Origin of the sequence: Haladaptatus halobius (assembly GCF_020618475.1) — an archaeon.
In the GTDB taxonomy this organism is placed as follows: Archaea; Halobacteriota; Halobacteria; order Halobacteriales; family Haladaptataceae; genus Haladaptatus; species Haladaptatus halobius.
The window spans coordinates 584,229-606,875 of the sequence record NZ_CP085335.1 but is presented as its reverse complement, the minus strand read 5'-3'; the positions used below and the strand labels follow the sequence as shown (position 1 = coordinate 606,875).

At 63.9% G+C, this 22,647-nt stretch carries 23 protein-coding genes and 1 pseudogene; 11 read left to right on the top strand and 13 right to left on the bottom strand.

Annotation, left to right across the window (positions count from 1 at the left end; all coding sequences use genetic code 11):
- Positions 1 to 13 precede the first annotated feature (13 nt).
- A complete protein-coding gene (locus tag LIW51_RS03455; protein ID WP_227375838.1) occupies positions 14 to 817 on the top strand; it encodes an endonuclease III domain-containing protein in 804 nt (267 codons plus the stop codon).
- Here LIW51_RS03455 and LIW51_RS03450 read toward each other — a convergent pair whose 3' ends face one another.
- Positions 818 to 2,209 (bottom strand): NAD-dependent succinate-semialdehyde dehydrogenase, encoded by a 1,392-nt coding sequence (locus LIW51_RS03450; protein WP_227375837.1) that lies wholly within the window; start codon positions 2,207 to 2,209, stop codon positions 818 to 820.
- A 216-nt stretch (positions 2,210 to 2,425) separates the two neighbouring features.
- Here LIW51_RS03450 and LIW51_RS03445 point away from each other — a divergent pair, with 216 nt between their 5' ends.
- The gene (locus LIW51_RS03445) at positions 2,426 to 3,694 is read left to right on the top strand and encodes a cation:proton antiporter (protein ID WP_227375836.1); all 1,269 of its coding nucleotides are present in this window, start codon (positions 2,426 to 2,428) and stop codon (positions 3,692 to 3,694) included.
- Here the strand turns inward: LIW51_RS03445 and LIW51_RS03440 are convergent.
- Positions 3,673 to 4,305 carry a DUF7097 family protein gene (locus LIW51_RS03440; RefSeq protein WP_227375835.1) on the bottom strand — a complete coding sequence of 211 codons (633 nt, stop codon included), beginning with the start codon at positions 4,303 to 4,305 and terminating at the stop codon, positions 3,673 to 3,675. The genes LIW51_RS03445 and LIW51_RS03440 overlap by 22 nt on opposite strands.
- Before the next feature lie 61 nt (positions 4,306 to 4,366).
- On the opposite strand from LIW51_RS03440, the gene LIW51_RS03435 reads away from it, so the two are divergent.
- Positions 4,367 to 4,714 (top strand): DUF192 domain-containing protein, encoded by a 348-nt coding sequence (locus LIW51_RS03435; RefSeq protein ID WP_227375834.1) that lies wholly within the window; start codon positions 4,367 to 4,369, stop codon positions 4,712 to 4,714.
- A gap of 20 nt (positions 4,715 to 4,734) precedes the next feature.
- On the opposite strand, the gene LIW51_RS03430 is transcribed toward LIW51_RS03435, so the two are convergent.
- Together LIW51_RS03430 and LIW51_RS03425 are read right to left on the bottom strand one after the other, a co-directional pair.
- Complete coding sequence (locus LIW51_RS03430; protein WP_227375833.1) at positions 4,735 to 5,163, bottom strand: CopG family ribbon-helix-helix protein; 429 nt, start codon at positions 5,161 to 5,163, stop codon at positions 4,735 to 4,737.
- A 39-nt stretch (positions 5,164 to 5,202) separates the two neighbouring features.
- Positions 5,203 to 6,255 (bottom strand): S66 family peptidase, encoded by a 1,053-nt coding sequence (locus LIW51_RS03425; protein ID WP_227375832.1) that lies wholly within the window; start codon positions 6,253 to 6,255, stop codon positions 5,203 to 5,205.
- Between the two features lie 154 nt (positions 6,256 to 6,409).
- Between LIW51_RS03425 and LIW51_RS03420 the strand changes: the two genes are divergently transcribed.
- On the top strand, positions 6,410 to 6,808 hold the full coding sequence (locus tag LIW51_RS03420; protein WP_227375831.1) for a hypothetical protein: 399 nt from the start codon (positions 6,410 to 6,412) through the stop codon (positions 6,806 to 6,808).
- Between the two features lie 29 nt (positions 6,809 to 6,837).
- On the opposite strand, the pseudogene LIW51_RS03415 reads toward LIW51_RS03420, so the two are convergent.
- Positions 6,838 to 7,634 (bottom strand): annotated as a pseudogene (locus LIW51_RS03415) (amidohydrolase family protein).
- A 157-nt stretch (positions 7,635 to 7,791) separates the two neighbouring features.
- Between LIW51_RS03415 and thsA the strand changes: the two are divergent.
- Positions 7,792 to 9,354 (top strand): thermosome subunit alpha, encoded by a 1,563-nt coding sequence (gene thsA, locus LIW51_RS03410; RefSeq protein WP_227376728.1) that lies wholly within the window; start codon positions 7,792 to 7,794, stop codon positions 9,352 to 9,354.
- 25 nt (positions 9,355 to 9,379) lie between these two features.
- Here thsA and LIW51_RS03405 read toward each other — a convergent pair whose 3' ends face one another.
- Positions 9,380 to 10,249, bottom strand: a complete 870-nt coding sequence (locus LIW51_RS03405) for a DUF5694 domain-containing protein (RefSeq protein WP_227375830.1) — start codon at positions 10,247 to 10,249, stop codon at positions 9,380 to 9,382.
- Between the two features lie 108 nt (positions 10,250 to 10,357).
- Here LIW51_RS03405 and LIW51_RS03400 point away from each other — a divergent pair, with 108 nt between their 5' ends.
- The 3 genes from LIW51_RS03400 to LIW51_RS03390 are packed head-to-tail and all read left to right on the top strand — an operon-like array spanning position 10,358 to position 12,328.
- Complete coding sequence (locus LIW51_RS03400; protein WP_227375829.1) at positions 10,358 to 10,621, top strand: DUF7520 family protein; 264 nt, start codon at positions 10,358 to 10,360, stop codon at positions 10,619 to 10,621.
- Between the two features lie 42 nt (positions 10,622 to 10,663).
- On the top strand, positions 10,664 to 10,951 hold the full coding sequence (locus tag LIW51_RS03395) for a hypothetical protein (RefSeq protein ID WP_227375828.1): 288 nt from the start codon (positions 10,664 to 10,666) through the stop codon (positions 10,949 to 10,951).
- A 48-nt stretch (positions 10,952 to 10,999) separates the two neighbouring features.
- A complete protein-coding gene (locus LIW51_RS03390) occupies positions 11,000 to 12,328 on the top strand; it encodes an APC family permease (protein ID WP_227375827.1) in 1,329 nt (442 codons plus the stop codon).
- Positions 12,329 to 12,356: 28 nt separating this feature from the next.
- On the opposite strand, the gene LIW51_RS03385 is transcribed toward LIW51_RS03390, so the two are convergent.
- Positions 12,357 to 13,100 (bottom strand): SAM hydrolase/SAM-dependent halogenase family protein, encoded by a 744-nt coding sequence (locus LIW51_RS03385; RefSeq protein ID WP_227375826.1) that lies wholly within the window; start codon positions 13,098 to 13,100, stop codon positions 12,357 to 12,359.
- A 93-nt stretch (positions 13,101 to 13,193) separates the two neighbouring features.
- The gene (locus LIW51_RS03380) at positions 13,194 to 13,712 is read right to left on the bottom strand and encodes a nicotinamide-nucleotide adenylyltransferase (protein ID WP_227375825.1); all 519 of its coding nucleotides are present in this window, start codon (positions 13,710 to 13,712) and stop codon (positions 13,194 to 13,196) included.
- 167 nt (positions 13,713 to 13,879) lie between these two features.
- Between LIW51_RS03380 and lonB the strand changes: the two genes are divergently transcribed.
- Together lonB and LIW51_RS03370 are read left to right on the top strand one after the other, a co-directional pair.
- On the top strand, positions 13,880 to 15,871 hold the full coding sequence (gene lonB / locus LIW51_RS03375) for an ATP-dependent protease LonB (protein WP_227375824.1): 1,992 nt from the start codon (positions 13,880 to 13,882) through the stop codon (positions 15,869 to 15,871).
- A 155-nt stretch (positions 15,872 to 16,026) separates the two neighbouring features.
- The gene (locus LIW51_RS03370; RefSeq protein WP_227375823.1) at positions 16,027 to 16,908 is read left to right on the top strand and encodes a CPBP family intramembrane glutamic endopeptidase; all 882 of its coding nucleotides are present in this window, start codon (positions 16,027 to 16,029) and stop codon (positions 16,906 to 16,908) included.
- A 106-nt stretch (positions 16,909 to 17,014) separates the two neighbouring features.
- On the opposite strand, the gene LIW51_RS03365 is transcribed toward LIW51_RS03370, so the two are convergent.
- The 5 genes from LIW51_RS03365 to LIW51_RS03345 all read right to left on the bottom strand — a co-directional run bounded on the left by LIW51_RS03365 (position 17,015) and on the right by LIW51_RS03345 (position 21,748).
- Positions 17,015 to 17,452 carry a transcription elongation factor Spt5 gene (locus tag LIW51_RS03365; RefSeq protein ID WP_227355294.1) on the bottom strand — a complete coding sequence of 146 codons (438 nt, stop codon included), beginning with the start codon at positions 17,450 to 17,452 and terminating at the stop codon, positions 17,015 to 17,017.
- An 8-nt stretch (positions 17,453 to 17,460) separates the two neighbouring features.
- On the bottom strand, positions 17,461 to 17,628 hold the full coding sequence (locus tag LIW51_RS03360; protein WP_227375822.1) for a protein translocase SEC61 complex subunit gamma: 168 nt from the start codon (positions 17,626 to 17,628) through the stop codon (positions 17,461 to 17,463).
- Positions 17,629 to 17,872: 244 nt separating this feature from the next.
- On the bottom strand, positions 17,873 to 19,015 hold the full coding sequence (gene ftsZ, locus LIW51_RS03355; protein WP_227375821.1) for a cell division protein FtsZ: 1,143 nt from the start codon (positions 19,013 to 19,015) through the stop codon (positions 17,873 to 17,875).
- A 77-nt stretch (positions 19,016 to 19,092) separates the two neighbouring features.
- Entirely contained in the window at positions 19,093 to 20,415 is a 1,323-nt protein-coding gene (locus LIW51_RS03350; protein WP_227375820.1) for a D-aminoacyl-tRNA deacylase, read from the bottom strand.
- A 43-nt stretch (positions 20,416 to 20,458) separates the two neighbouring features.
- A complete protein-coding gene (locus LIW51_RS03345; protein ID WP_227375819.1) occupies positions 20,459 to 21,748 on the bottom strand; it encodes a calcium:cation antiporter family protein in 1,290 nt (429 codons plus the stop codon).
- Positions 21,749 to 21,838: 90 nt separating this feature from the next.
- Here LIW51_RS03345 and LIW51_RS03340 point away from each other — a divergent pair, with 90 nt between their 5' ends.
- Positions 21,839 to 22,633 carry a shikimate dehydrogenase gene (locus tag LIW51_RS03340; RefSeq protein WP_227375818.1) on the top strand — a complete coding sequence of 265 codons (795 nt, stop codon included), beginning with the start codon at positions 21,839 to 21,841 and terminating at the stop codon, positions 22,631 to 22,633.
- Positions 22,634 to 22,647 lie beyond the last annotated feature (14 nt).

Sequence of the window (22,647 nt, the reverse complement as noted above, 5' to 3'; positions counted from 1 at the left end):
GTAATCGGTGTCCATGAGCGACGACCCGGAACCCATCGACAACATCAGCGGCGGGGCGGAGGGGGGCGGTATCGCCGCCGAGTTCGACCCCGCCGACGCCGAGACGCGCGCCGAGGAGGTCGTCGACCGACTCGGCGAGTTGTACTGGCAGAAGACCTACGGCGGCCAAGACGCTTTCACCTGCCTCGTTCGAACCGTCCTCAGCCAGAACACGAGCGACGTGGCCAGCCAACCGGCGCACGACGCGCTCGTCGAGAAGTACGCTGGCGGCGACCTCGCCGAAAGCCTCGACTGCGCGGAGCACGCCGAACTCGCCGACACGATTCGCTCGGCGGGCCTCTATAACCAGAAAGCCGAGGTGCTCGTCGAGGCGGGGGAGCACGTCATCGCGGAGTACGGCGGAGCCGAGGGGTTCGACCGGTTCGTCACCGAGGGCGAACCGAGCGACGTGCGAAACGCCCTGCTCGATATGAACGGCGTCGGCCCGAAGACGGCGGACTGCGTCCTGCTCTTCTCCGGCGGGCGGTCGGGCGTCTTTCCGGTCGACACCCACGTCCACCGAATCTATCGTCGGCTCGGTATCGCGCCAGCAGATGCCGACCACGAGGAGGTTCGGGCGGTGCTGGAGCGCGAGGTTCCGGCGGAGAAGTGCGGCTTCGGGCACACCGCGAGCATCCAGTTCGGTCGGGAGTTCTGTTCGGCTCGGACGCCCGCGTGTCTCGACGGGCCGGAGGCGTGTCCGATGTCCGATCTGTGCGAGCAGGTCGGGGTTGACGTAGAGAGCGGAAAAGTGGTCGACCCGGCGGACGCCGACTGACTACTCCACCCCGCCCTCGTCGCTCGACACGTCCGTCACCCACACCGTCTTCTTGTTCGTGAACTCCCGAATCCCCTGCCGGGAGAGTTCGCGTCCGTAACCCGAGTCCTTCACGCCGCCGAAGGGAAGACGGGGGTCGGATTTGACGAGTTCGTTGACGAACACCATCCCGGCATCTATCTCGGGGACGACGCGCTTCGCCTCCGCCTCGTCCTGCGTCCAGACGCTCGCGCCGAGACCGAATCTCGTGTCGTTGGCGCGGTCGATGGCCTCCTTGGTGTCGGCGACTCGGAACACCGCCGCGACCGGGCCGAACATCTCGTCGTCCGCGGCGGGGCTGCCGTCCGGTACGTCGGTGAGAATCGAGGGCGGGTAGTACGCTCCCTCGCGGTCGAGCGGTTCGCCGCCGAGTTCGAGGCTCGCGCCCGCCTCCACGCTCTCTTCGACCTGTTCATGGAGGCCTTCCATCAGGTCTTCGCGGGCCTGCGGGCCGATGTCGGTGTCCTCGTCCATCGGATCGCCGATGGTCATCGACTCCATCTCCTCGGCGAATCGCTCCACGAACTCGTCGTACACGTCGTCGTGGACGACGAACCGCTTCGCCGCGATGCAGGACTGACCGTTGTTGATGCACCGGGCCTGCGCGCCGGTCGTCGCGGCGTCCTCGATGTCGGCGTCGGGGAGCACCACGAAGGGGTCGCTCCCGCCGAGTTCGAGGACGGTCTTCTTGAGCTTCTTTCCGGCCGTTTCGCCGACCGAGCGTCCCGCTCGGTCGCTTCCCGTCAACGTCACCGCTTCGATTCGCTCGTCCTCGATGACGGTCTCCATCTCGTCCGACCCGACGAGCAGGGCGGTGAACGCCCCTTCGGGGTAGCCTGCCTCCTCGAACACCTCTTGGATGGCCGTCGCGCACTGTGGGACGTTCGAGGCGTGTTTGAGCAGGCCGACGTTGCCCGCCGTGAGGTTCGGCGCGGCGAACCGGAACACCTGCCAAAAGGGGAAGTTCCACGGCATCACCGCCAGCACCGGCCCGAGCGGTTCGTAGGAGACGTAGCTCTCCACGCCGGGTTCGGTGCCGACGCGCTCGTCTTGCAGGAACTCGCCCGCGTGCTCGGCGTAGTAGTCGCAGACCCACGCGCACTTCTCGACCTCGGACACTGCGCTGTCGATGGGTTTCCCCATCTCCTTCGTCATCAGTTCGGCGTACTCCTGCTCGTTCTCGCGCAAGACCTCGCCCGCCTTCGAGAGGAGTCGCTGACGCTCCTCGATTGGTCGCCTGTGCCATTCCTCGTACGTCTCGTGGGCGCGCTGAAGCTTCTCGTCCACCGTCCCTTCGTCGTCCCCATCCATCGTCTCCAGCACCTCGCCCGTCGCGGGGTTGAGACTCTCCATGTTCAGTTTGACGCCGCGCTAGGGCATGTACCCTCCGGCAGAACGGTCAGAACGGGTTCAGGTACGTCGACGTTCGCCTCGTTTTCCTCCCGTCTCGACCGCGATAACGGCTCGTTGACGAGCATACGCGCCGCATACTTATGGCCGTCTGAAACGCACATCGAATGCGATATGGGGGACGACAAGGGGACGGCTATCGGGGTGTGGTCGTCGTAGATGGCCTCGCTCGAACTGTTTCTCGTCATCGGAGCGAGTCTACTGCTCTCGCTGGTTCTGAGCGAAGCGATCGAGCGTCTCGGTGAGCCGGGATTTCTCGGGGAGATCGTCGCCGGTATCTTGCTCGGCCCGTCGGTGCTGGTGCTCATCAACACGAATCAGAACAACCCGTTCATCCTCATCGCGACCATCGGCGGGCTCCTGTTGTTCTTCGACGCGGGATACCAACAGATTAGTTTAGACCAACTGCTCGCAGCGTTTCGACCGGTTCTGATAATCGGACTCTCGGGCGTGATATTCCCCTTCGTGGTCGGTTACGGAATCGGAGCGTGGTTCGGTTTCGAACTCGAATCGACCCTGTATCTCGGTCTCATCCTCTCCGTGACATCCGTCTCCATCGTCGTTCGGACGCTACTCTCACTCGACAAACTCGATACGCAGTACGGTCGGTGGATTCTCGGCGCGTCGGCGGTCGACGACGTCATCGGCCTCCTTGGCATCTCGATTCTTCCGTTGTTCTTCGTCGGCGGCGGGACGGGAGCGACGCTCTCCGCGCTCGGACTGGCCGCGCTCTTCTTCGTCGCCGTGGCCGTCTTCTATCGGTTCCTCCTCGACCCGATAGCGAACTTCCTCGCGAAATTCAAAGTCGACCAGGCGGATTTCATCGCGATTTTGGGCCTCCTCTTCGTTTTCGGTTACGCGTCCGACGCGGTGAACCTCTCGTACTTCATCGGCGCGCTCGCCATCGGGTTGATCGTCTCGACGAATGAGCGACTCGAAGGCAAAGACCTCCAGTCGAACGTATACGGTATCGCCTACGGGGTATTCATCCCCCTCTACTTCGTCGCCATCGGGACGCGGATGAACTTGGGAGAATTGACGCTCAACTCGTTCGTCGTCGTGTTCGCCGTTCTCGGTCTCCTCTCCAACTTCGTCGCGGGCTACGTCGGAAACCTCCTCGCCGGGGGCCCTCGGGAACATTCGCTGGTCTTCGGCTTCGCGTTGCTGCCGCGTTCCGAGTCCGGAATCGCCATCGTCGCACTCGGCGTCTCGCAAGGAATCGTCGGGAATCGGATTTTCGTCGCGTATCTGGTCGTCTTCATCATTTCGGTATTACTGACACCGTCGCTGTTGAAGCGGGCGGTCAACCGCTCCGAGGCGAAAAAAAGCGAGGCAATCAGGGGCGGATCAGAAACGGCCCGACACGAGTGGATGAACGACCCGTCACGAGCGGTCGAACGAAAATGCTACTCCATCGAATCGTCGTAACGATCCGCGGCGGTCTCGAACGCGGCTTCGACCTGCTCCCTGCTCCGGCGGCCTTCCGCCTCGGCGATGGCCTCCGGGTCGGGGTTCACGTCGTCGTGGATGCGCGCCCATGACTTGTGGACTTTGGCGTGGCACCACCGACAGAGGTAGACCGTTATCTCGTGGCTCAGCGTCTCCCCCTCGCCCGCGTCATCGGACTGCGTCTGATTGCTCGGTGAACGCAGTTCACCGGCGTACGAGAGGTGGTGCTCTTCGAGCAGCGGTCGCTCGTTCGAGTGAGCTATCCGGCGCTCTTCGAGGCCGCATCGGATACACCGGCGGTCGCGGTTGCGACACCGGAAGTGCGGACAGTCGCTCCAGTTCCAGTCGCCATCGGAATCCGCTCGCGAGTCGCTTCGCTCCTCGGTCGTCCGTTCCGAGGCGGTGCCCGCCTCGCGCGCAACCGGACACGCAAACTCGTCTTCCCGGCGTTCGCGGGCGAACTCGGGGTCGTGTTGCGGGTGTTCGAAGGCGTATCGACACAACCCCTCGTCGGTCAGGTGGTCGCAGAGTCCGGCGTGGTCGTAGGGGTCGTCCACGCCGACGGCGGTTCCCGACGGGGTCTTCTCCATGCTCTGTTCGTGGGGACGCTATCGCACAAAAGCTTTGTCTCCTCCGTGAACAGTGAGCGACGTGCGCGTCGTACACGAATCCGATGGAGCGTCGAAGACGCTGGCGACGAACGTTGAGACGGCGGACCCCTTTCTCTCACAGGCTCGCGGGCTGATGTTTCGGCGGTCGATTCTAGACGATTACGCCCTCGCCTTTCGATTCGACGCCGCCGCCGCGCGCGACGTTCACATGGTGTTCGTCCCGTTCCCGCTCGACATGGTGTGGACGCGGGACGAAGACGTCCGGCGAGTCGAACGCCTGCGCCCGTGGCTCGGGCGAGCAAAAGCAGACGCGGACGTGATGTTCGAACTGCCGGCCGGAAGCGCGTCGGCGGTCGAGGTCGGCGATTCAGTTCGGCTGGTCGACTGATTCCGCGGAATCGTAATCGCTCAACTCGTCTCGGCGAGCGGGTTGAAGTCGTCGACGGGCGTGACGGAGTAATCGACGGTGAGCGTGTCCCTCGTGGCGCGAATCTTGCCGACGAAGGTCGATATCTCGTCGAGCGTTCCTTCGATGACGAACAGCTCCATGCAGTAGTGGTCGCCGACGTGGTTGTGGAAGTTCGACTCGACGAGACCCTCGTGTTCGTGGCGCAACTGCATCATCCGCTCTTCGACGCTCGTCGTCTCGTAATCGAAGAGGACGGTGACGATACCCATCAACTTGCGGTCTTCAAGTCGGCGGTTTTCGAACTCGCCGAGGAGGTTCCGACTAGCTTCGCGGACGACTTCGCTCCGACCGGTGTAGCCGTGTTCGTCGGCGAACTGGTCGATTCTGTCGAGTAGTTCGTCCGGCATCGAGACGCTGACGACGGTCATGTATTAACTCAGGCCCCGTTCGCTATTAGAACCTTATTATCAGTACGAGAACTCGATGCGCTCGCGTTCGAGGTCGACCGTCGCCACGCCGCCGATCGGAATCGGGGCGACCGGCGCGGTGTGGCCGAAATCGAGGTCGAAGACGACCGGCGCGTCGGAATTGTACTCGGAGACGAGGTCGGCGACTGCCTCGCGCTGGCGCTCGCGGTACGCTTCGCGTTCGTCGGGGGGGCGCTCGACGTCCATCGACCGCGCCTTCGCTCGCCCCACGAGCACAGCCGAGAAGCGCGAGAGGAGACCGCGCTCGCCCATGCCCATCAGCGTCCAGCGAACGTCGAACTCGCTCGGCAGTTCCTCCGACGTTTCGAGCAGGAGCACCGTTCCGTCGAGTTCGCCGGGGTCAGGGAGGTAGCGGTCGACCGACAACTGGAGGTCGACGACTTCGAGATTGCCGCCCCACGTCCGACCCGTGACGCGTTCGCTTCCGCCGCGCCACCGCCACCCCGGATTGGGTTCCATCTCGCGCCGTCGGTCGAGGTCGTCGGGGTCGGCCCAGTCCAAATCCTCGTCGGTGAACCGCTCGGCGGGGCGCAGTTCGCCGAACGACTCCTCGAATATCGCCCGGCGCAGATGCTCTACGGTGTAGTCGTGCATCGCCCCCTGCATGGCGAACTCGGTGAAGAGAGTACCTCCGTAGAAGGAGACGACGCCCACGTTCCAGAGCACGGTCTGGAGGTTCGTGTTGTCGCTGATTCCGTAGAACCGCGTCGGATTCTCGCGGAGCACGTCGGAATCGAGATGGGGCAGGATTCGTACTTGGCCGGCCCCGCCGATGACCAAGATGACACCCGAAATCTCGGGATCGGAGAAGGCGTCCATCACGTCCGTCGCTCGCGCTTCGGGGTGCTCGTACAGCCACTCCGGGGACTTCGTCGCGGTCGGAAACTCGACCGGTTTCAGTCCGAACTCCCGAACGCGTTCGAGTCCCAACTCGTAGACGTGCGGAAACAGCTCCGCGTGGCTCGTTCCCGGCGCGACGATGGCGACTTTGTCCCCCGATTCGAGTGCTGGCGGAACGACGAACTCGCTCATTCGTTGATAGGTTCGGCGGAGCGTGTCAAGTAGTTTTTCCGTACCGTTTCGTCTGCGGCTAACTGTCGGCTAATCCGATACGTCCCCGGAAACGTCGCCCTGCACCTTGCTTAACCGTGACATAACAAAGTCGGGTTCGGGCGTAAGTCGACGTATGTCGAACCGCTCCGCCGGAGGGTACGAGACGGCGGTCGAATGGCCGTCGTTCGCGCCGAACCGAGCGTGGTTGCTGGCGGTGCTCGTCGGCGGGAAAACGCTCGACGCCGTGAGCACCATCACCGTCCTCCACCTCCGAGACGACGTGTTCGAGTCCGTGTGGCTCACGCGAAAACTCATGCAGGAGTTCGGGATGGTCGGCGGGTCGCTCGTCACCCTCCTCTTCGCCGTGGTCGGCGTGGCTATCCTCGCCGAAAGCGGCCTCCTCGTCGAGCGTCTGCTCCCCGAATCGTGGGTGCCGAAGGGGTACCCGGCGGCGTTCCGGACGACCACGTACCTCGCGGCGGGCGCGTGGTACGGATTCCTGGGCGTGCACAATTTCCTGTTGCTATTCTAATTTCTCGTTCGAAAACCGTCTTCGGTCACTCAGTTTTCGCTGTCCGACGCGAGCGCCGCCACCACCCGCGACGGGTTCTTCGAGAACTCCTTCCGCATGGCGTCTTCCGGCACGTCGAGCGTCAGAACCTCCATCACCGCGACGTTCGAGGGGCGTTCGGAGCGCCGCTGCCGAACAGCACGCGATCGGGGTGTTCCATTACGGCGCGCTCCAGTTGTTGGCGGTAGCGCACGAAACTCGTGTCCAGATAGCAATCGTCGTACGAATCGAGCATGTCGATGGCCTCGTCCATCAGGTCGCGGTTCAGCGGATAGCCGCCGAAGTGCGAGAGGACGACGGGGAACGACCGGTCGAGCAGGGTCTCCGCCGCCGCACCGGGCGGAAATCCCTCGCCCGCGTGGACGATGAGAGGGAGGCCAACGTCTTCCAGTTGGCCGAGCACGTCGTCGTCCGGCAGGCCGTCGCACGTCGGGTCGATCTTGAAGCCGTGGAACCGGTCGTCGTAGGCGTACTATTCGATGTCGTCCGGCGCTGGGTGCCAGTCCTTTCGGCTCGCGCCGAAGTTCCGCAGTCGCGCGGTCCGTTGATGCGAGCGAATGCGACGAACGGGCGCTTATCGCTCCGCCGGGCGATGGCGTTGTTCGCCCGCAGATAGCTCTCCCTCACGAGGGCCGGGAAAGACGACGGCGGCGACGACGCCCGCCTGATGCATCTCGCGCTCCAGCTTCTCGGGCGAGATGGCCCGCCCCCGCGCCGTGACGGGTTCTTCGACGGGAAGTCGAGCGTGTACGTCCACCACGCGAAAGCGGTGCTCCAGTTCCAGCATCGCACCATTTTTCGGGGATAATCCAGTTTGAATCTATCGGTCGGGGGACGGACGAGCGTGCAGTTCCGTCGCATCCTGCGGTTGCAGTAGAAATGTTTATATAGAACATCAATCATTCGTTATACTGATGTCAGAATCAGGCTTCGGACAGCGACGCATGGGCGGACGACCGATGTTCATCCTCAGCGAGGGGACACAGAGAACGCACGGTCGAGACGCTCAATCCTCCAACATCACGGCAGGGAAAGCGGTAAGCGAGGCCGTACGCACCACGCTCGGCCCCCGCGGAATGGACAAGATGCTCGTTTCCGACTCCGGCGACGTGGTCATCACAAACGACGGGGCGACCATCCTCGACTCGATGGACATCGAGCACCCCGCGGCCCAGATGATCGTCGAAGTCGCCCAGACGCAGGAAGACGAGATCGGCGACGGGACGACCACCGCCTCGGTGCTCGCCGGCGAACTCCTCGCCAAGGCCGAGAACCTCCTCGAACAGGACGTTCACCCGACGACCATCGTGGAGGGCTACGCCCGCGCCCGCGACATCGCGCTGCAAGCGATCAACGAACTCGCACTCGACGCCGACATCGACGACGAACTCCTACGGCAGGTCGCCGAGTCCAGCATGACCGGCAAAGGAACTGGCGACGTGGCGACCGAACGACTCGCGGAAGTCGTCGTCGGAGCCATCCGCCACGTCGAGGGCGACGACCGCGTCGAACGCGACGACGTGCGCGTCCACACGCAGGTCGGGTCGAGTTCCAGCGCGACGGAACTCATCGAGGGCATCGTCACCGACGCCGACCCTGCGCACAAGAACATGCCGCGCTCGGTCGAGGACGCCACCATCCTCGCCACCGACGGCACCTTCGGCGTCCGCGAGACGGACATCGACGCCGAGTACTCCGTCGACAACGTCGATCAGCTCACCGCCGCGATGGACGCGGAAGACCGCCAACTCCGCGACCTCGCCGACGCCATCGCCGACGCGGGCGTCGACGTCGTCTTCTCGAACTCCTCCATCGACGACCGAACCGCCTCGTACCTCGCCGACCACGGCATCCTCGCGTTCGAGGACGTGGACGACGACCTGACGACCGCCATCGCGCAGGCAACCGGCGGCAAGCGCACTGGCAAACCGGACGACATCGACGACGACGAACTCGGCCACGCCGACAGCGTCTACGTCGAAAAGTACGGCGACGAAGACCTCGCGTTCGTCGAGGGCGGCGCGGCGGCGAAGTCCGTCACCGTCTTCGTCCGCGGCGGCACGGAACACGTCGTCGACGAACTGGAGCGCGCACTGACGGACGCGCTGGACGTGGTCGCCTCCGCCGTCGACACCGGCAACGTCGTCCCCGGAGCAGGCGCGACCGAGATCAACATCGCGGGCCGCGTCCGCGAAGACGCCGCGGGCATCGAAGGTCGCCAGCAACTCGCCATCGAAGCCTTCGCCGACGCCGTCGAAGTGCTCCCGCGCACCCTCGCGGAAAACACCGGCATGGATCCCATCGACGCGCTGGTCGACCTCCGCGCGGGTAACGACGACACGCCGGGGCGCGCAGGAATCATCGCCTCCGGCGAGACCGGCGAAATCGCAGACCCCGTCGAGGCGGGCGTCATCGACCCCGCCGCCGTCAAGCGCGAGGCCGTCGAGAGTGCCACCGAAGCCGCGACGATGATCGCCCGCATCGACGACGTTATCGCCGCGAAGTAAGCACCGGCGAAAAAATCGTTTTCGTTTATTTTTCGTGCGGCAGGTACGGCAGCGGACTCACCGGGCAGAACATCGGTGACTCGTCGAGGAGATGCCGCAAAACGCGAACGTGACCGGAGCCGACGAGTACGAGTGCTCGTTCGTCGCCCACTTCTACTACTCGCCACAGGTTGTGTACCGTGCGAACGTTGCGGTCGTACCACGCCGCCAGCATTCGTGGCCCGCCGAAGTTGTCCCCTTCTCCCCATCGGATGCCCTTATCGAACATCAGTTCGTGGTTGAATCGGGAAGAACGACTCCGATTCAACCAGTGCAAGAACTCGATGACGATCGAATCGACCAGTCGTTCTTGGCATCCACGTATGACGTCGTTCCCGTCCGGAACGTCGTACTCCATCTTTGATTCAGGCTGAAAGTCGCGCTCTTCCAACGCTTCGAGTTCCTCATTGCTGATGTCCATCGGGGCGTCGATAGCGTACACCTCGTCGTGGTTCAACTCGTCTGCCAATCGAAAGCCGACCTGCACGACTTCGCTTCGAATCTCCTCCTCGGCGTCGGATTCCAGCTCACGGAAATCGGCGGTCGAATCCGACGGTCGCCGGTCGTACCGTCGCTCTCCGGAACGGAACCGTTCGTAAAGCGAGTTCACGTCTTCCTGTCGTTCGTAGGGGCGTTCGACGGCGATTCGGTCGGGACGCCAATCCGCGAGTCGGTTCGTCAGATTCCGCAACTCCTCCTGTCGTTTCGGCGCGAGGACGTCGTCGGCTTTCAGATTGAACTCGTCCAACCCCGGATTGTCCATGTGGTAGGTGCCGAGCAGCATCACGCGAACCTGCTCGGGTTCCGGCCGGGGCCATTCCGGTGGAACTGCCCTCTGTTGTCGTTTACTTGTCACTAAGAGTGATAGTTGGGAGAAGAACGTAACTGTTAGGGTGCCACCTATAAACCGTACGTTCACACCCGAGTAGCAAACCCTAACCCTCCTGAACGTCAACTCCGGACGATGAGCGACCGTATCGTCTCCAGCCGCCCCATCTTTCTCATCACCGCCGCGGTCGTCGTTCTCGTCGCGGGCGGTATCGGATTCGTCGTCGGTACGACCGGACAGAACCGCGGGACGGCGATGGCCGTCTTCGGCGTCCCGCTGTTCGAGATGTCCCCCGCGACGATGGCGCTGTTCGGGATGGCGTTGACGACCGGCGTGTTGATTCTCCTGTTCGGACTGGTCTCGTACGCCTCGCGGTTCGACAACGAACGGGCGTCGTGAGAGAAGGGCACACTTACGTCCGAACGTTGGAATTGTCGTGTAATGAACCATTTTTCGACGTCAGACCGCCGTTCCGTAGTCCGTGCCACCCTTCGAAGTCGTCGAGGGCGAAATCCGACCCGCGAAACGCTTGCGATCGCCGCGACCGTCTTGCTGGCGAACGCGCCGATGCTCTTCGCGTTCTACGTCACGCTCGACACGTACGACACCGCGAGCGTGGGGTTCTTTCGGCACGACCACGATGAGTGGCGCGCTCGTCTTCGCCGTGCTCTGGTCGTCGTCTCCTTCGCATTCGGGCCCGTGCTGGCGGGGGCGTGGAAGTATCGGTAGTCCGGTTCGGCGAGAACAGTAAAAACGACAGGGGCGGAAGGGAGGTGCATGGGTGAGGGAACGCTCGGTCTCGGAGAGTCGGTTTCGTTCGCGCTCGGCGGAATCATCGGCGGCGGAATCTTCGCGGTGTTGGGCGTCGTCGCCAAGGTCGCGGGCCCGACCGCGTGGATCGCGTACTTCGCCGCCGGTATCGTCGCGATGTGTACCGGCTACTCCTACGTCAAACTGAACCGATTGAGCGACTCGCGGGGCGGGTCGGTGACGTTCATCGAGGAGTTCGTCAACCGACCGACGCTGGCCGGAATGGTCGGCTGGACGCTCGTCGTCGGTTACATCGGCACGATGGCGATGTACGGGTTCGCCTTCGGCGCGTACTTCGGCCAGATATTCGGCCTGTCCACGATTCCGGTGCTCGGGCTGCCGACCCGACCTATCATGTCCGCGCTCGTCGTCGCCGGATTCGTCGGCCTCAACGTCGTCGGCGTCCGCGAGTCGGGCGTGGCGGAAGACGTGCTCGTCGTGCTCAAGGTCGGAATCGTGGTGCTGTTCGGCATCGTCGGCATCTGGTTCGCCTACACGCACGGCCAGTTGAAACTCGGCGTCTCGGAAGCGATGAGTCACCCTGTCGGGCCGTTCGTCGCCGCCGCCGTCTCGTTCGTCTCCTTCGAGGGGTGGCAACTGCTCATGTACGACCAGGATAGCATCGAGAACCCGGTCGAGAACATCACGAAGGCGGTGTACTTCTCGATTCCCGTCTCGACGCTCATCTACATGGCCGTCGCGCTCGTGACCATCAGCCTCGTGAGTCAAGGCCAGGTCGCCAAACATCCGGACGTGGCGCTCGCCATCGCGGCCCGGCGGTTCGCGGGGCAGATCGGCTACGTCCTCATCGGCGTCGCGGCGCTCCTCTCGACCGCTAGCGCCATCAACGCGACCATGTTCAGCACCGCGCTCTTCTCGAAGGGGATGCTCGCGGACGACCTCCTGCCGGACAAAATCGGCGACGCCTCCGCCGAGGGGCCGCCGACGCGGACGCTAGTCATCATCGGCCTGTTCACGATAGCGTTCACGGTGTACGGGAGCCTCGAAGCGATAACCGAGTTCGCGTCCCTGTCGTTCATCGTGGTGTTCGGCGCGATGAGCTACCTCGCGTTCAGGGAACGCGACAGCGAGGAGATAAACGCCGCCATTCCCGCAATTGGTATGGTCGGAAGCGCCGTCTTCCTGCCGCTGTTGCTGTGGCACCTCTACACGGCCCAGAGCGGGATACTCGCGCTGGTCGTCGGTATCGCCGTCGCCGTGTTGCTGCTCGAACTCCTCTACTTCGAACGAAGGTCGGTGGTGGAAGGTGTCCGCGATATCGAAAAGCGGGTGTAGACGGTCGGCGTTCGCTCGCGCCGAATAGTCATTTTTCCAACCGAACCTCGTCGCCGACCGCGACTCCGAACGCCTCGTCGCCCCGACCGCGGTTCACTGCGAGTTCGACGTTTCCGTGGCTGCCGACCGTCACGAGACGCTGACCGGGTTCGACGTGCGCGTAGGACGGTGTGACCGGCGCTCGCGCTCCGTTCGCCTCGATTTCGCCCACGTCGAGGAACTCGCCGGGAACGTTCGTGACGGCGTTCCCGAAGTCGTCCACGACGAGGAGTTCGCCCGTCGCCTCGCGCTCGCCGACCGCAGGTTCCGGAAACCGCAGGTCTTCGAAATCGTCCGTCGGCGTGATGTCGGATAGGGTTTCGAGCGAATCGACGCCTTCCTCGTGGATTCGCGCGGCGGTGGGTGCGAACACGTCCCGCCCGTGGAACGTCGAACTACTCGCATCTCCGTATTCGATTCGGAACACTTCCGGGTCACCGAGTTCGCGGGCGACCGGAAGCAAGACGCCGTTGTCCGGCCCGACGAGCGCGTGGTCGCCCGTCCGGATAGCGAGTGCCGCGCGGTCGGTGCCGACGCCGGGGTCGACCACGACGAGGTGGACGGCGGGCGGGAAATAAGGAAGTACTTCGCGCAACCAGAACGCGGCTGCTCGCACGTCCTGCCGGGGAAAATCGTGTGCAACGTCGACGAGTCGGGCGTCGCTACGCCGGAGGATGACGCCTTTCATCGCCGCCGGATACGGGGTGCCGAAGTCCGATGAGAGGGTTATCATAGGGTGACGTAGGAACTCGGCCGTAAAAACGGCGGTGTCGACATCCTTATTCCGTCGTACAGAAAAGGACGACCTCAGATGAGTTTCGGCGCGTCACTCGCCGTTCGAGTCGGTCTGGCTGACGCGTTGGATGCGCTCGATACCGTCGATCTCGTCGATGACCTCCACGACCGATTTGGGGACGAGTTTCCGCCAGTTACCTCCGTCTATCATCCGGTCGCGGACTTCGGTGCCTTCGAGTACGTCGCGGTTGAACATCGGCGATTGGCGCACTTCGACGCCCGCCTCCGAGAACAGTTGGATGACAAGTGGGTTGTTCGAGAACGCCACGTCGAAGTCCGGACTCATGCTCTGGACGTGGCTCACCCACACGGAGTTCCTGTCCAAGTCCTCGATGGGAACCGCGTAAGTGACGAGGTCGAAATCCACGAGCGATTTCGTTATCATCATGATTCGCTCGCCCGCCGTGAACGGGTCGTGACGGGTGTGCGAGTCGCCCGCACTTCCGATACCGAGGACGAGTTCGTCGACTTCTTCGGCGATGTTTTCGACGACGCTGTGGTGGCCGTTGTGGTAGGGTTGGAAGCGCCCGATGTAGAACCCGCGGGTCATGGTCGACTCGACGAGGAACATTTTTATAAGGGTGACGAGTCCCGGTCGAAGCGTGACTTCGGAGTCTCACGCCGTGACAGGTGGACGCGAGAAAGCGGCACTCGCAGTCGGAGGGAGAAAGTATATCAGTTCGCCTGCCCTGTTTTCGATTACACTGAACGAATTCTATGAGTAACGACACCGAAGCACCACCACCGGAGCAGGAAGCCGAGCAAGAGGTCGAGAGCCTCGGTAGCGAAGTGGACGTCGAAGGTAACGACGACGTTGCCGAAGACGACCTGCTCGGTGGACTAGAGATAGGAAGCACGGAAGAGGTCGAGATCCCAGACCGACTGGTGGATCAGGTCATCGGTCAAGACCACGCCCGTGACGTGGTGATGAAGGCGGCCAAGCAGCGCCGTCACGTGATGATGATCGGCACGCCCGGTACCGGGAAGTCGATGCTGGCGAAAGCGATGAGCCAACTCCTCCCCAAGGAGGACTTGCAGGACGTACTCGTCTACCACAATCCCGACGATGGGAACGAACCGAAGGTCAGAACCGTTCCCGCGGGGAAGGGCGACCAGATCATCGAAGCCCACAAAGAGGAGGCTCGCAAGCGCAACCAGATGCGCTCGTTCTTGATGTGGGTCATCATCGCCATCGTGGTAGGGTACGCCCTGCTCATCGCCGGGCGACCGCTCCTCGGCATCCTCGCGGCAGGTGTCATCTACCTCGCGTTCCGCTACGGTTCCCGCGGAAGCGACGCGATGATTCCGAACCTGCTGGTCAACAACAGCGACGTGACCAGCGCGCCGTTCGAGGACGCGACGGGTGCCCACGCCGGTGCCCTGCTGGGTGACGTGCGCCACGACCCGTTTCAGTCCGGCGGCATGGAGACCCCCAGCCACGACCGCGTGGAACCGGGTGCCATCCACAAAGCCAACAAAGGCGTGCTGTTCGTCGACGAGATCAACACGCTCGACATCCGCAGCCAGCAGAAGCTGATGACCGCGATTCAGGAAGGCGAGTTCGGCATCACCGGCCAGTCCGAGCGTTCCTCGGGTGCGATGGTGCAGACCGAACCCGTCCCGACCGACTTCGTCATGGTCGCGGCGGGGAACCTGGACGCGATGGAGAACATGCACCCTGCACTCCGCTCGCGCATCAAGGGGTACGGGTACGAGGTGTACATGGACGACACCATCGAGGACACGGCCGAGATGCGCCGCAAGTACTCGCGGTTCGTCGCGCAGGAAGTCGAGAAGGACGGTCGTCTCCCGCACTTCGACGCGGAGGCCGTCGAGGAAGTCATCCTCGAAGCCCAGCGTCGCGCCGGGCGGAAAGACCACCTCACGCTCAAACTGCGCGACCTCGGCGGTCTCGTCCGCGTGGCGGGCGACATCGCCCGTGCGGAGGACGCGGAGTATACGACCCGCGACCACGTATTGCAGGCGAAGCGCCGGTCGCGCTCCATCGAGCAGCAGATCGCCGACGACTACATCGAGCGGCGCAAGGACTACGAGCTCACCGTCTCCGACGGCAACGTGGTCGGTCGCGTCAACGGTCTCGCGGTCATGGGCGAGGACTCCGGTATCATGCTCCCCGTGATGGCCGAAGTGACGCCGTCGCAGGGGCCGGGCAACGTCATCGCCACGGGGCAACTCAAGGAGATGGCCGAAGAGTCCGTGAAGAACGTCTCGGCCATCATCAAGAAGTTCAGCGACGAGGACATCAGCGAGAAGGACGTGCACATCCAGTTCGTGCAGGCCGGCCAGCAGGGCGTGGACGGCGATTCGGCGTCTATCACGGTCGCCACCGCCGTCATCAGCGCGCTGGAGGACGCGCCGGTTCAGCAGGACGTGGCGATGACAGGCTCGCTGTCGGTGCGCGGCGACGTGCTCCCGGTCGGCGGGGTGACGCACAAGATTGAGGCCGCCGCGAAGGCCGGCATCAAGACGGTCATCATCCCAAAGTCCAACGAGCAGGACGTGATGATAGAGGAGGAGTACGAGGAAATGATAGAGATCATCCCCGTCTCGCACATCAGCGAAGTCCTCGAAGTCGCCCTCGCGGGCGAACCCGAGAAGGACAGCCTCATCGACCGCCTGAAGAACATCACCGGAAGCGCCCTCGAACACGAAATCGGCGGCACCTCCGGTCGTCCCAGCCCGCAGTAACGACGCTCCCGAGTCGTCTTCGTTTTCCGTCGTTTTTCGCGTTGAGGAGCGCGCTTTCGACTAGCATCACCGATCACCGCGGTTCAAAACTCACCCGACGATGTCGAAAGCGGAGTAGACAACTTTTCCCCGCACGCCGTCCAACTCGCGTTCGAATGCCCGCGCCGAACTGGAACGCCTTCACCGCCGTCGTGCTACTCGTCCTCGCCGTCCTGATAGCATTGGCGCGAGCGTCGCAGGCGATGTTGGCCGGCCCGCGAGAGGAGAACGAAGTCGAACGTTCCGAGGATGATGGCACCGCACGTCTCGACAACGTAACCGCCGAATCGGAGGCTGTCGCACACACCGCCGAACCGGAGACGACGCGCGCCGGCGAGTCGGAAACTGCCGGCCACGCGACCAAACCGGGAGTGTCCGGACACACCGCCGAACCGGCGACCCCCGCCGTCGAACCGGCCGAGGAACTCACGCCGGGGAAGCTCCTCCTCAACGTCGCGCTGAGTCAGGGACTGTTCGGCGCGGTACTGGTCGGGGCTGCGGTGCTCGCCGCGATTCCGCCCGCGGCGCTTGGAGCCGCGTCGCCGACCCTCCTGGAGTTCGGCGCGGGCGTCGCTCTCGGCGGGGCACTGTTCGCGGCGAACGAACTCGGCCAGCGGGGGGCAGACGCGCTGGGCATCGACTACGAGGACGGCCTGCGCGAGATGCTCACGCCGGACTCGCCCGGCGGGTGGCTCCTCCTGCTCGGCGTCGTCCTCCCCGTCATCGCCGGGTTCGAGGAGTTCCTCTTTCGCGCGGCGCTCGTCGGCGCGCTGACCGCGGGGTACGGCGTCTCGCCGTGGCTCCTCGTGGTCGGCTCCACGGTCGCGTTCGCGGTGGGACACGGCGCGCAAGGGACGGGCGGAATCCTCGTGACGGGGGCGCTCGGCGGCGTCCTCGCCGCCGCGTTCGTCCTCTCCGGTAGCCTGCTGGTCGTGGTCGTCGCCCACTACCTCGTCAACGCGCTGGAGTTCGTGGTTCACGCCGGGCGGGGGACGTGAAAAAGCTCCGAGGACGGAGCGACCGCTCTTCCGAATTTGCGCACGGCCCGAGGAACGTATCGTTCCTCGCCGTTCTCGTGAGAGAAACGAACGGGAGCTAGAAGAACTACCGTTCTTCGCTGTCCAACACGCGAATCTGGTCGCCCCGCACCGTCACCGGAATCGGAACCGTCGCTTCGTACAGTTCGACCGTCACCTGGTCTTTGCCCTCGTCGATGCGCTGTACCTGCGCCTTCTCGCCCTTGAACGGACCGGCGATGAGTTCCACGATGTCCCCCTCTGCGATGCCCTCCACGTCCGGCGTCGGCGAGAGAAAGTGTTCGACTTCGGAGATGCTGCTCATGCCGGGCACCATGCTTCGGGCGTGCGGAATCTCTTCCAGCACGCGCCTGATGACCGCGTCGTCGTCCGCCTCGACCATCACATAACTCGTCAACGAGTCGGGGGCGAGGACGGCGTGAATCTCCTCCTCTTCGCGGTTTACGATCATGTCCGCGACTGTGCGTTCCTGGCTTGCCGTGGTCTTTACTGCGTAGATTCCCATTGTTTCACCTACACCGGAAAGGCGCTCATGATCGCGTAGATGACGAAGCCGAGCAGTCCGACGAGCAGAATGCCCGCGCCAGCGATCTTCGATATCTTCGAGAACTCGTCCCACGAGGGCGTACTCGCCAGTTTGAGCACGCGCACGTACGACGCGAGGTCGAGTTTGACGTCCATTGTTAGTTGTGTTTGGCTATCGGGCTTTTTCTATCTTTCCAAGGTCACTCAGCGGACACTCGCCCGAAAGTCGATGACCGGTGCTATCGAAGGGGTGCGCCCGGCGCGAATCCACGGGTCGCGTCAGAAACGAAGACGCGAAGACGACCTACGCCCGCATCATCTGTTCGTTCGACTTCTGATGGTGCTTCGTCGGCGTCGAAGCATTGGAGACGGATCGCGGGTGTCACGACGTGGATGCCGACTATTCGACGTAGTCGATGTCTTCCATCCGGCTCTTGGCTTTCGCCTGCTCGGCTTCGTTACGGCCGTAAATCTGGGGCGACTGGACGCCCGTGACGACGATCATCGTGCGCATTGTTCCCTCCAGGCTTTCGTCGATGGAGGTGCCCCAGATGATGCGGGCGTCGGGGTCGATGCGGTCGTAGATCTGCTCGACCACGCCTTCGGCCTCCTCGATGGACATGTCGTTGCCGCCCGTAACGTTGACCAGCGCGGATTTCGCGCCGCTGATGTCCACGTCGAGCAGGGGCGAGCGCAGGGCGCTCTTCACGGAGTCCTGGGCCTTCGAGTCGGAATCGCTCTCGCCGAGACCGATCATCGCCACGCCGCCCTTCTCCATGACGGTGCGAACGTCGGCGAAGTCGAGGTTTACGAGGCCGGGCTTGGTGATGAGTTCCGTGATACCTTTCACGGAGCGCATGAGCACCTCGTCGGCCACCTTGAACGCCTGCTTGACGGGGAGTTTGCCTACGGAGTCGAGCAGTCGGTCGTTCGGGACGACGATGACCGTGTCGCTCACGTCGCGCAGTCTTTCGAGTCCGGCCTCCGCGTTGGTGCGCCGGACTTCGCCTTCCGCCGTGAAGGGCGTCGTGACGATGGCGATGGTGAGCGCGCCGGCCTCGCGGGCCGCCTTGGCGACGACCGGGGCGCTCCCGGTTCCCGTGCCACCGCCGAGGCCGGCGGTGACGAACACCATGTCCGACCCTTGAATCGCGTCGTAGATCTCCTCCTGACTCTCGAGGGCGGCTTCCTCGCCGACCTGCGGGAGCGACCCCGCGCCGCGCCCGTTGGTCTTCTGTTCGCCCATCAGGATCTTCGTGTCCGCTTCTATCCCCACGAGGTGCTGTACGTCGGTGTTCGCCGCGACGAGCGACGCGCCGTGGATGCCCTCTTCGGCCATCCGGTTCACTGTGTTTCCGCCGCCGCCGCCGCAACCGACGACGGTGATGTTAGTCTGTAGGTCTTTGAGTACGTCCTGAAGCTCCTCGTCGGTCATCGTGCCCGACGGAGTTGCCTTTTTGGTGGCACCACCCATTTGGTTCTGCTCGGGGGACTGTTGCTCCCCTTCCGCCTCCTCAATGGCGTCTTCGACAATCGAATCCATCCTTGAGACTTGAATTACGATCGCAGATTAATTATCTTTCCCCTCTGGATGACGTACGTCTGACGACAGGTCACGGTTCATACGTGATAACGGCGGATGCGTTCGGTCTGAACCGCGTCCGGTGGAATCGTCTCGTCGTTCACCGTCACCGCGACGCCGGACGAGAGTTTGCCGAACTCGGGGCCTTCCGGAACGCCCAATCGGCGAGCCTTCTGAGGGTCGAAGGCGACCTTCCGCACCACGACCTCGTTCGCGAAGCGTTCCACGTCGTCGTACTTCTCCCCCAGTACACCCGCCAGTTCAGCCACGATGGCGTCGTAATCGTTCGGGCCGCGAACCGCCGCGCTCCCGGCCGCCAGCGTGCCACCCTCTTCCGTCTCGAACGCGAGGGTGTGCTCGGCGACGAGTTCGCGCACCCGCTCGCGGTCGATTCCCGCGGCGACGGCGACCAGGTCGTCGGGAAGCCCGACGACCTTGAACTCCCCCGACGCGTCCGCGAGGTCGCCGAATCGGAGCCCCGACTCGACCGACGAGAGGTTGGCTTCCAGTCGCTCGGCGAGCGAGAGAGGGACGCCGGACACCTCTCGAACCCACGTCTCGCTCACGGTTCGATAGCCGAGGTCGGCGACGACCGACGCCAGTTCGGGGTAGTCGCCCTCGCAGACGGCGTACTCCGCGTCGCTTCGCTCGAACGCACGCCGAATCGTCTCGCGGTTCTCCGCGGGCGACCCCATCGCCTCCAAGTTCCAGTCCGACGCGATGTGCCCGACCGCCCACTCCGTCTCGCGGACGATGCGCTCGAATCGCGGGGCGTAGTGGCCGCCGCCGAAGCCGACGAACTGGCGCTCTCGGGCGGAGTCGACGCCCCGGAGGTCGAGGATGGCGCGCGCGACGGCGCGGGCGGCCTCGGAGTCGCGCCACTGGTCCTCGTCGCTCCCCAGTTCCACGAACATCGAGGGGACGCCGACGGTGCTCGGCCCGTGGTGAGTACACTCCATGCCAACGTCGTACTCGGGGGGCGCGTGCTCGTCGAACGCGCGAAGCAGTTGGGCGTGCGCGTTCGGGCACGCCCGAGCCAGTTCGCCGTCCTCGCCGCCGAACTGCGCCGGGCCGAAGTTCCCCGTGAAGTGCGCGGTGAGCAACGGTCCGGTATCGCCGGAGTGCCGGGAAGCGAAGACGAGGAGGTCGGGGTCGGCGAAGGCGTCCGCTGCGCCCTCGATGTCGAGGTGGAGCGCGTCGAACTCGCGGAGTTCGAACCCGTCCGTTCGGTAGTAGCGACCCCCGCCCTCGGCGTCCGGGCGGGTTTCGTCTTCGTGGGCTGTCCAGTTGGTCTCCGAACGCAGGTGCTCGCCAATGTGTTCGGAGGCGTGGTCGGCGCGACTGACGAGAACGGCGATCACGGTCGGGAGTCGGCGCTAAACCGAAAAAAGGGCGTCGATGGCGTTAGACCTGCTCCGCCGGCCTTCGCTTCCGACCGGTAATGCGGTAATAGACGCGCCCGACGAGCAGCTGGAGCGCCTCGCGTCGAAGCGCGAGTAGGACGACGCCCAAGACGATGTAGATGGCGCTGAACGCGATGAGCGCCTCGTAGTGGTGGAAGTCGGGCCAGAGTTGCACGAGGAACAACACGAGCAGGGCGAGCGCCTCGCGGATGCTGATGTTGAAATTGACGAGGATGGCGAGCGCGAAGAAACTCTGTGCCGCGGTCAACCATATCTCACCGATCTGCTTCTGTTCGAGTGGGAGGTGCGCGTAGTAGCCCAGCGAGATGCTGTAAACGAGCACGAGCGTGCCGATGAGGAGCGTCCACTGGTTCAGCTTCGAGGAGATGAGCGCGTTGAACGCCGCCGTCGAACGCGCCTTGTTCACGAGGTACGCCGTGACGATGAGTTCCGGACTCTCGCTTGCGAGCGGGGCGACCCACTGAATCATCAGGAACGGCGGGATGCCGATCTGCTCCCCGTACTGTTCCAGTCCGTGCGCGAACGGTTCGACCGCGATGAAGATCACCGCTCCGGCGAAGAGGAACATTCCGACGTACGTGGGAACGCGAATGCTCTTCTTGAATGATTGGAAGTACGCCGGAATGCCGACCTGTTCTTCGTCGGTGTGCTCCGCCTGTAGGGTGAAGTAGATGTACATGAGGTACAGTCCGACGAGGAATAGCATATCCGTGGCGCCGATACCGCCGCCGAACGGGACGAAGAAGGCGTAGATGGTGGCGACGAACAGGAACAGGATTTCGGTCGATATGTCCTTGTCGAGTCGGACGCAGTCGGCAAGGAAACCGCTCCGTCGTTCAACCGCCGGGTCGTCCGTCTTGCGCGCCTTGTAGATGGCGAAGATGGCGATGGCTGACCAGCCGATACCGATGAGGATGCGGTTCGCACCCGTCATGTTGGCGACTGCGAGACTCGCCTTCTCCGCGCCGAGCGGTGTTCCGACGTTCGCTCCGGCTTCCCACGCGTACAGCGCGTCGACGGCGTACTCGGGCGCGACGGCGAGCACCGCAAGGACGGCCAGCGCGAACGCGCGCGGAACGTCTTCCTCGGCGGTTTCGGCGGCCCACGCGAGGAGGAACGACGCGCCGAGGATCGAGATTCCCGTGAGCGCGATGACCGTGGGTCTCGAAAGCGATTCTCTCATCCCCGTGATCTTTACGGCAAGCCACGGTAGCGTCAGCAGCACCGAGAACAGAACCGCAACGAGGGGATGTCGTAATCGGTTAGACATGTCTCTTGTCACCTGTAGCGTGGGACCTTAAGTAGATTTTGCGTTATCGGATGGAAGGGGTTAATCGTCCGAGAGGATAGCGTAGTATCCATGGACGTGTACGGACTGCTCGGCAACCCGGTCGGTCACTCGCTGTCGCCGCCGATGCACGAGGCGGCCTACGACGAACTCGGATTGGACGCGCGCTACGTTACCTTCGAACCGGAGGCTATCGGCCCGGCGGTCGAAGGAGCGCGGGCGCTCGGCGTTCGGGGACTAAACGTCACGATTCCGTTCAAGGAGGACGTTCTCGCACACGTCGAACCCGACGCGCTCGCGGAGCGGATCGGCGCGGTGAACACCGTCGACTTCTCGACATCGACGCCCACGGGCCACAACACCGACGGCGAGGGCGCGCGTCGTGCATTCGAGCGTCACAGCGTGACACTCGACGGACAATCTGCAGTCGTCGTCGGTGCCGGCGGGGCGGCCCGGGCCATCGCGTTCGCGCTGGCCGACGAAGGGACGGCGGTCGAGATAGCGAACCGAACCGTCACGCGCGCCGAGTCGCTGGCCGCGGATGTGCCGGGCGCGAGCGCGCACGGACTCGATTCGCTGCCCGAACTCGTTTCGACCGCGGACGTGCTGGTCAACGCGACGAGCGTCGGGATGGAAGACGACGTCTCCCCGGTTCCCGCCGACGCGCTTCACGGCGACCTCGCGGTGATGGACGCGGTGTACCGCCCGCTCGAAACGCGATTGCTCCGCGAGGCGGGCGCGCGCGGGGCGACGACCATCGACGGGGCGTGGATGCTTCTCTTTCAGGGAGTCGCGGCGTTCGAACTCTGGACTGGCCGGAACGCTCCCGTGGAACGGATGAACGCCGTCCTGCGAAGACGCCTTTAAGTGAAGGGACTCTG

Coding starts and splice junctions, on each gene's coding strand:
- lonB (WP_227375824.1), top strand. CDS start 13,880: ATGAGTAACGACACCGAAGCACCACCACCGGAGCAGGAAGCCGAGCAA.
- LIW51_RS03370 (WP_227375823.1), top strand. CDS start 16,027: ATGCCCGCGCCGAACTGGAACGCCTTCACCGCCGTCGTGCTACTCGTC.
- LIW51_RS03380 (WP_227375825.1), bottom strand. CDS start 13,712: ATGACCCGCGGGTTCTACATCGGGCGCTTCCAACCCTACCACAACGGC.
- LIW51_RS03425 (WP_227375832.1), bottom strand. CDS start 6,255: ATGAGCGAGTTCGTCGTTCCGCCAGCACTCGAATCGGGGGACAAAGTC.
- thsA (WP_227376728.1), top strand. CDS start 7,792: ATGGGCGGACGACCGATGTTCATCCTCAGCGAGGGGACACAGAGAACG.
- LIW51_RS03440 (WP_227375835.1), bottom strand. CDS start 4,305: ATGGAGAAGACCCCGTCGGGAACCGCCGTCGGCGTGGACGACCCCTAC.
- LIW51_RS03385 (WP_227375826.1), bottom strand. CDS start 13,100: ATGATAACCCTCTCATCGGACTTCGGCACCCCGTATCCGGCGGCGATG.
- LIW51_RS03340 (WP_227375818.1), top strand. CDS start 21,839: ATGGACGTGTACGGACTGCTCGGCAACCCGGTCGGTCACTCGCTGTCG.
- LIW51_RS03365 (WP_227355294.1), bottom strand. CDS start 17,452: ATGGGAATCTACGCAGTAAAGACCACGGCAAGCCAGGAACGCACAGTC.
- LIW51_RS03395 (WP_227375828.1), top strand. CDS start 10,664: ATGAACCATTTTTCGACGTCAGACCGCCGTTCCGTAGTCCGTGCCACC.
- LIW51_RS03400 (WP_227375829.1), top strand. CDS start 10,358: ATGAGCGACCGTATCGTCTCCAGCCGCCCCATCTTTCTCATCACCGCC.
- ftsZ (WP_227375821.1), bottom strand. CDS start 19,015: ATGGATTCGATTGTCGAAGACGCCATTGAGGAGGCGGAAGGGGAGCAA.
- LIW51_RS03345 (WP_227375819.1), bottom strand. CDS start 21,748: ATGTCTAACCGATTACGACATCCCCTCGTTGCGGTTCTGTTCTCGGTG.
- LIW51_RS03390 (WP_227375827.1), top strand. CDS start 11,000: ATGGGTGAGGGAACGCTCGGTCTCGGAGAGTCGGTTTCGTTCGCGCTC.
- LIW51_RS03420 (WP_227375831.1), top strand. CDS start 6,410: ATGTCGAACCGCTCCGCCGGAGGGTACGAGACGGCGGTCGAATGGCCG.
- LIW51_RS03450 (WP_227375837.1), bottom strand. CDS start 2,209: ATGGAGAGTCTCAACCCCGCGACGGGCGAGGTGCTGGAGACGATGGAT.
- LIW51_RS03455 (WP_227375838.1), top strand. CDS start 14: ATGAGCGACGACCCGGAACCCATCGACAACATCAGCGGCGGGGCGGAG.
- LIW51_RS03430 (WP_227375833.1), bottom strand. CDS start 5,163: ATGACCGTCGTCAGCGTCTCGATGCCGGACGAACTACTCGACAGAATC.
- LIW51_RS03360 (WP_227375822.1), bottom strand. CDS start 17,628: ATGGACGTCAAACTCGACCTCGCGTCGTACGTGCGCGTGCTCAAACTG.
- LIW51_RS03445 (WP_227375836.1), top strand. CDS start 2,426: ATGGCCTCGCTCGAACTGTTTCTCGTCATCGGAGCGAGTCTACTGCTC.